The following is a 5,686-nucleotide window of genomic DNA, read 5'->3' on the forward strand; positions in this document are numbered from 1 at the left end:
CAGGGCGTCTTTCTCGGCAGCGCTCAGGAGCGCCAGGTCGGGCAGGGGTTGCATGGTCGCGATTATCCGCTTCCGCGCCGGGTGTTCAAGCACAACAGGCGAGGCGACTTCGCGGGACCTGAGTAGTACTACTTTGTTACCTTTATGCGCCTGATTTAGCGAAGGTCACTCTGTGTAACCAGGCAATCCGTCTGTTCCCGGTGGCGCAAACGCCTCTTTTGCACGCACTACGACCCCAATGAACAGGCGAGCGATCTAGATTAAACTTTATAGATCAAATACATCGGAAAGATTCTAATCTAACAAAGTAGAAGTAGTTACTGAAAATAGTCGTTTGGAGTCTAACAGAGTGCCGTCGTAGCACAGCAGCTTCAGGGCTGTGCTCCGACGGTTGCCGAAGACGAAGATCGCCCCGCTGAAGGGGTCTTCCCGCAGCCGCTGCCGGCACAGCGCCGCCAGCCCATCGATGCCGCGACGGAAATCCGCCGCCTCGATGGCGACAAAGACGCGGCTTTGCGGCGTCAGCTGCAACATCACACCACCCCCAGGAAGCGCTCCAGCACGGCGCCCGCATCAATGCCCTCACCGGGTTCGATGCGCAGTCGCAGCCCGTCGGGGCGGATCAGCTCCAGGCAAGGCGCAGTGGACTGCCGGCGCTGCGCTTGCACAACCACCTCCGGCGTCAATTCGACGAACGTTGCAGGCGCCTCGGCACGCCGCCCCCGTCGTCGGCCGCTGCCAGGCAGACCGCGCCGTTTGCTCAGATCGCGACCGCTAAGACGCAGCCGGCGCGTGACTTGCGAAAGCCCGTAGGTTTCCACCAGCGCGACCGCCTCCGACCACAACTGCTCGGGGATGCGTTCCCCTCTGTGTTTCTGCCGGCGCCAGTCTTCGAAATGCTCTGCGACCTCTTCCAGCGTGAAGGTCGGCCTCGCCAGCGTTGCGATGTCTGTGCTCATGGGGTCTCCGGTGATTGCTTTGCACCGGCCACATCCTATTCACCCCGCTGTCAAGCGGTCACGCACGCTTGCCGGAAATTCACGACCTTCCGGGAGGGGGCCTTGCGGGCGGTCAACCTGGGCAAGGACGCCGATACCACCGGAGCCATCTATCGCCGCTCGCCGGGGCCTACTCTGGCGTGGAGGCCATCCCCGCGAACTGGCGGGCCTGTCTCACCGAGGCGGAGGAGATTGGTGCGATGGCCGATCGATTACGCGCGCTTTCCGAGCGCCTCATCGGTTGAGCCCAGACGCTGCCGACGGTTACGGTGCGTTTGAAGCCTTTGTCGCCATCGGGTTTTCCCGTAGCCGCAATCGTTCATCCCTGGCTGGGCTCTGATAGCGTCTCTTGGACGCGGAGCACGGTCAGTCGAGCCACAAGGCTCAGAGGTCGCTATCGGCCATTACCGGTCACCCAACCCCGTCGGCAATCCGGAAGGATCCAGCCACTTCCAGTTACTCGCCCGCCGCACTCCAGCGACCGGTTTGCGCGGGTGATCGGGCACTGATGGAGCACGGCAGGCCCGGTGTCAACCGACATGACGTGGCAGCCGCGCGGCGACAGCAGGGCCGTGAGTAGCGACAATCTGCTGACTGTCTTGACGGAGGGGGCAGTTCAGATTGACTGGCTTCAGCCGCGCAGTGTGGTGAGCAGCGCCACTAGATCGACCATCGCCGTGTAAGGCTCCGGGTCGGTATAACCGTTGAACTTGGCGGCCAAGGCCTGAGCCCGCCGGATCGCGATCTCTATGCGGTCGCGCGTCATGGCGAAAGAGCCATCCGCGCCTTTCTCATATGCAGGAATGTGCTGCTTGAGACGCTGCATGACCTCGTCCCGATGGATCGGTGCTTGGATGTCCTCGTAATGCAGCAACAACCACAACTCGAAACTCGGCACCGAGGCGATGGCCTTGAAACTCGCTGGCCGCTTGTTGTCGTTGCGCAGCTTGCCATCCAGGGACTCAGCCTGCCTCAACGCATCGAAGTAGGTGGGATGGGCATCACGGTCGAATACGGCATAGACCTGCTCGAAGGCACGCGGCTGAATCTGCTTGTGCCGGTCCCCGTGATCGAACAGTTCCTTTGCGTATTTCACGACCTGGATCGGCGACGTGCCAAGTTCGCTGGGCTGCACCTCGATATTCGCGGTGTGCAGGCGATAGGCGGCACGGATTTCCCGAAAGTAGTTTGGCTCGGTCTTGCTGCCTTCCGAGACGATTAGGATACGATCATAGCTGGCACGCCTGCCTACCTTGCGTTCGAGCTGCTTTCGTTGGCGCTCTTTGGGTGAGTTATCGCGCGCCATCAGTGCTTCAGACCACGCGATTGGCTCAGGAAAGGTACGCCGCCGTAACGCCCCATCAGGTAGCCGCGCTCTAACGCCTCGTTCTTACGCGGGCTGAACTCGGAGAGTGCCACCAGAGTAGATGCCTGCTCCTTGTCTTTTTCCACGAGCCACACCTGATCACGTCGGAACAAGTCGGGTGCGTCGAGCAGTGAGGTGTCGTGCGTGGTAAAGATAAGCTGCGCCCCGCCGCTGTTTGCCTCTGGTCGGTGGAACAACCGCACTAACTCGCGCACCAGCAGGGTGTGCAGGCTGGTATCCAGTTCGTCGATGACGAGGGTCAGTCCCTTCCTCAAGATATCCAGCACAGGGCCGGACAGAAATAACAGGTTGCGGGTGCCGTTGGACTCATCCATTAGATCGAACACTGCTTGGCCATGCTCTGTAACGTGCGAAAAGCGCAGTTGGTGCTCTTCCACTTCTTCGGTGCGGACCTCTGTCTTCCCCGCCACCAAATCGAAATGTACTGCCTGCCCTGGCACCTTACGGGTTACGACATCAATGTCGGCGATACTGATATCAGCGGCGGTGAGGAACTCGCAGATCTGCTTGCGGCCTTCGGCCTGCTTGAGCATCTGGATCGATGTCTGCGGGCTGAGTTGGGATTGTTCGTTGAAGATCACCAGCCCCATGGAAACCCACTCGAACACTGGTCGTAAAGCCTCACTGTTGAGCTGAACTGCCGTTGATAGGAACAGCGCGTTCGGGCGAGTAGCGCCCTCCCACAGGCTCTTGGCTCCTTTCAGACCAGGGCCGAATTCGTACACATCTTTCCCGCTTTCTCGCTCGAGGTACCGCTCGAACCAGCGCTGTGGCTTGAACGCCTTGTAAACCAGCAGGTGCTCGCTGACGATGCGTTGCCGCGTCATGGAGAAGCCGTATTGGTAACGCACGCCGTCGAGGATAAAGGTGACTTCGAACTCGGTAGGCTGGCTGGCTGATCGATTGTCGAGCAGGAAGGGCTGCACAGCGAAAGTCTGGCCGGGCTGAATGATGGTGGCGGATTCCAGCACTACGCCGCGCATGTACTGCATGGCCTTGATAAGGTTAGACTTACCCCCTGCATTAGCACCATACAGCACAACGCTCTTGAGCAGGTGCGGCGCGGCCTTAAGGCCTGTGCTCAGGGTGTGGGTGTCGTGCAGAGTCTTGTCCTTCGACGCCACAAGACTAAGCACCTGCTCGTCGCGCAAACTACGGAAGTTCTTGACGCGGAACTCGACTAGCATTGTATCCACTCACAAACAAATAAATTTACGTAGATTATGCAGTCGAAGCGCGATATTTCAATTTATTTTTACTCCCAAGGTTTCGCCGAGAGCACGAAGAACCGACTGCTCTAGCCCTGAAAGGCGGATGAAAGATACTGGCGCTAGTGTATCGACCAACGGGGACAGCCGGAATGCCGCAGAGACGCCGCTGGGTGCATCCGCAGAAGGCTCGCTACGACCAGGTCGATCTCGTGCAGGACCTGCTGGGCGACTGGACGCTCGTGCTCTGCTGGGGTGGGCTCGGCTCGGGTCAACGCGGGGCGGGATGCGCATCCGGGTGGTGGCGAGCGCAGGGGCCGGTGAGGAGTTGGTCGAGGCGATTGGCAAGCGCCGCCGGCAACGGGGCTATGTCGAGCGGCCGGGCGATGCCGCGGCGGCGGCCAAGCTCATCCAGAGTGCTCGCGTGACAGCGACGCGGATACGCTCAGGCCGGGATGCTGGCGTGGTGGACGATCTATTTCAAGAGACCGTTTCTTGAGACGGCGCTATGCCGGTCGATCTTCTCACCGAGGCACAGAAGTGCCGCTACCCGGAGGACATCAGCTCCGCCTAGCTCACGCGCTACTTCCACGTGGATGACACCGACCGCGAGCGGATCGCCCAGCGTCGTGGCGATGCCAACCGCCTCGGCCGCGCCCTTCAGATCCTGACCGTCCGCTTCCTGCCAGTTGTCGGCTTTTCGCCTCTTCCAGACCCGCCTTTTCTAGTGCTCCGCCACTTGCCGAGTGTCTTGAACGACCATCTTGCCCGGCTATCGACTCGGTGCTAGCGTCGCCCTCGGCTCACCTACTTGGAAGCCGCGTCGCCCCCCTGGACCTGGCAGTCGGGAGAGCCACCGGACGCGGGCATTGAAGTCCGTGCCCGTCTGAGCCTCCGTGTCGCCGAGAATTGGAGGATGCAGATGATTGACGTTCACATCAGCCTGATGTTGCCGGAGCTTGAGAAAGGCGTCGAGCCGGATCGCGGTCCGACGGTGGTCAGCAAGCTCCAGTTGATGCTGAACCAGCGCCGTAGCTATCCCACGCTGGTCGTGGATGGAGACTTCGGACCCAAGACCGAGTCATCGGTCAAGCACTACCAACAGAATGAAAACCTCACCGTCGACGGAGTCGTCGGACAAGAGACCTGGACCTCGCTGTTGACGCGCTGGCTGCTAGATTCCGAGCCAGGCTAGAGTCGCCGCTGCGGGGCCGTGGAGACCCCGCGCGCGAACGGAAACGCTCCGCCTAATGGACGTAGCCCTCCAGCGATCCATTCCCCGCCACGCCTGGCGTTCAACGCCGGAGCCGGCTTCAGATCCTGACCTCCCTCGTCCACACGTCGCACGAGCTGTGCAGCAAACGGACGAGATCGAGCCAAAGCGGTCACCAATCGAATTAACCGGGCTGACTCTGAAGTCCCATCAGCGGTCACCGCCCTCTGGCGGTAATCCAGAAGGACTCGGAAATGGGCGGGCAGTGGCCATTGGAGTCCGACCGGCCGAAAGGCACCGAAAAGCGGACACCCGGGCGGCTCGTAATCGTGTCCAATAGTCTCTTATCCCTATTGCAAGATGTCGCGGAAGACCTGTGTGCTTGCGGTTGATATTGGGATACGCGTTGGTAGTCTGTCCTCGATTTCCCGACCGGAGAGATCAACCGTCACTCTTGCGGGCGATCGATTCGGTGAGGCGATATACGCCTGTGGTTGGATTGCGGTCGGGCTCCCCTTCTTCGTCGGCTTGCGTCTGAAGCGTCCTTGCTCGGCGCTCTGCGTCCTCCACACCGCTGGCTAGGTCGCCGAATCGAAGGTGCTTGTCGTATCCAGGCAGCTTCCCGGCGACAGGGCGAAACCGTTCTACCGCAGATTGACTTGCCGTAGCGGGACTTATCCTCAATTCTCGACATTTCCCAGCCTTGATCGTGCCCCCAGGCACGCCTGGCCCATCCGAGACTTGGTCCTCAATACCACGACGGAGCCCCGAAACTGATGTTGAGTGCCAAGCAGATGCGTTCGCTTCCAGCGTTCTTTGCCGATGTGCCCGATCCACGTCGCAGCCAAGGTCGGCGCCATCCCTTGCCGGCGGTGCTCGC

6 protein-coding genes and 1 pseudogene are annotated in these 5,686 nt (G+C 60.6%); 3 read left to right on the forward strand and 4 right to left on the reverse strand.

Annotated elements, in window-relative coordinates; all coding sequences use genetic code 11:
• Positions 1 to 294: 294 nt before the first annotated feature.
• The 4 genes from tnpB to CKO23_RS23525 all read right to left on the reverse strand — a co-directional run bounded on the left by tnpB (position 295) and on the right by CKO23_RS23525 (position 3,572).
• The gene (tnpB, locus tag CKO23_RS23510) at positions 295 to 534 is read right to left on the reverse strand and encodes an IS66 family insertion sequence element accessory protein TnpB (protein WP_200335796.1); all 240 of its coding nucleotides are present in this window, start codon (positions 532 to 534) and stop codon (positions 295 to 297) included.
• Positions 534 to 959 carry a hypothetical protein gene (locus CKO23_RS23515; RefSeq protein ID WP_200335798.1) on the reverse strand — a complete coding sequence of 142 codons (426 nt, stop codon included), beginning with the start codon at positions 957 to 959 and terminating at the stop codon, positions 534 to 536. The genes tnpB and CKO23_RS23515 overlap by 1 nt, the downstream gene beginning before the upstream one ends.
• A 670-nt stretch (positions 960 to 1,629) precedes the next feature.
• The gene (locus CKO23_RS23520; protein WP_200335800.1) at positions 1,630 to 2,304 is read right to left on the reverse strand and encodes an RloB family protein; all 675 of its coding nucleotides are present in this window, start codon (positions 2,302 to 2,304) and stop codon (positions 1,630 to 1,632) included.
• On the reverse strand, positions 2,304 to 3,572 hold the full coding sequence (locus CKO23_RS23525; RefSeq protein WP_200335801.1) for an AAA family ATPase: 1,269 nt from the start codon (positions 3,570 to 3,572) through the stop codon (positions 2,304 to 2,306). The genes CKO23_RS23520 and CKO23_RS23525 overlap by 1 nt, the downstream gene beginning before the upstream one ends.
• A 307-nt stretch (positions 3,573 to 3,879) precedes the next feature.
• On the opposite strand from CKO23_RS23525, the gene CKO23_RS26150 reads away from it, so the two are divergent.
• The 3 genes and pseudogenes from CKO23_RS26150 (at position 3,880) to CKO23_RS23540 (ending at position 4,788) form a co-directional block, all read left to right on the forward strand.
• Positions 3,880 to 4,092, forward strand: coding sequence for a hypothetical protein (locus CKO23_RS26150; protein WP_242482694.1), 213 nt, complete (start codon positions 3,880 to 3,882; stop codon positions 4,090 to 4,092).
• A gap of 87 nt (positions 4,093 to 4,179) precedes the next feature.
• Positions 4,180 to 4,383, forward strand: a pseudogene (locus CKO23_RS26155) (DUF4158 domain-containing protein); the annotation flags it as partial.
• Positions 4,384 to 4,515: 132 nt separating this feature from the next.
• The gene (locus CKO23_RS23540; protein WP_200335803.1) at positions 4,516 to 4,788 is read left to right on the forward strand and encodes a peptidoglycan-binding domain-containing protein; all 273 of its coding nucleotides are present in this window, start codon (positions 4,516 to 4,518) and stop codon (positions 4,786 to 4,788) included.
• Positions 4,789 to 5,686 lie beyond the last annotated feature (898 nt).

Origin of the sequence: Thiocystis violacea (assembly GCF_016583565.1) — a bacterium.
Lineage (GTDB): Bacteria > Pseudomonadota > Gammaproteobacteria > Chromatiales > Chromatiaceae > Thiorhodococcus > Thiorhodococcus violaceus_A.

What these genes read in the sequence shown, in the direction of transcription:
- tnpB (WP_200335796.1), bottom strand. Translation starts at nt 534, where the DNA reads ATGTTGCAGCTGACGCCGCAAAGCCGCGTCTTTGTCGCCATCGAGGCG.
- CKO23_RS23515 (WP_200335798.1), bottom strand. Translation starts at nt 959, where the DNA reads ATGAGCACAGACATCGCAACGCTGGCGAGGCCGACCTTCACGCTGGAA.
- CKO23_RS23520 (WP_200335800.1), bottom strand. Translation starts at nt 2,304, where the DNA reads ATGGCGCGCGATAACTCACCCAAAGAGCGCCAACGAAAGCAGCTCGAA.
- CKO23_RS23525 (WP_200335801.1), bottom strand. Translation starts at nt 3,572, where the DNA reads ATGCTAGTCGAGTTCCGCGTCAAGAACTTCCGTAGTTTGCGCGACGAG.
- CKO23_RS26150 (WP_242482694.1), top strand. Translation starts at nt 3,880, where the DNA reads ATGCGCATCCGGGTGGTGGCGAGCGCAGGGGCCGGTGAGGAGTTGGTC.
- CKO23_RS23540 (WP_200335803.1), top strand. Translation starts at nt 4,516, where the DNA reads ATGATTGACGTTCACATCAGCCTGATGTTGCCGGAGCTTGAGAAAGGC.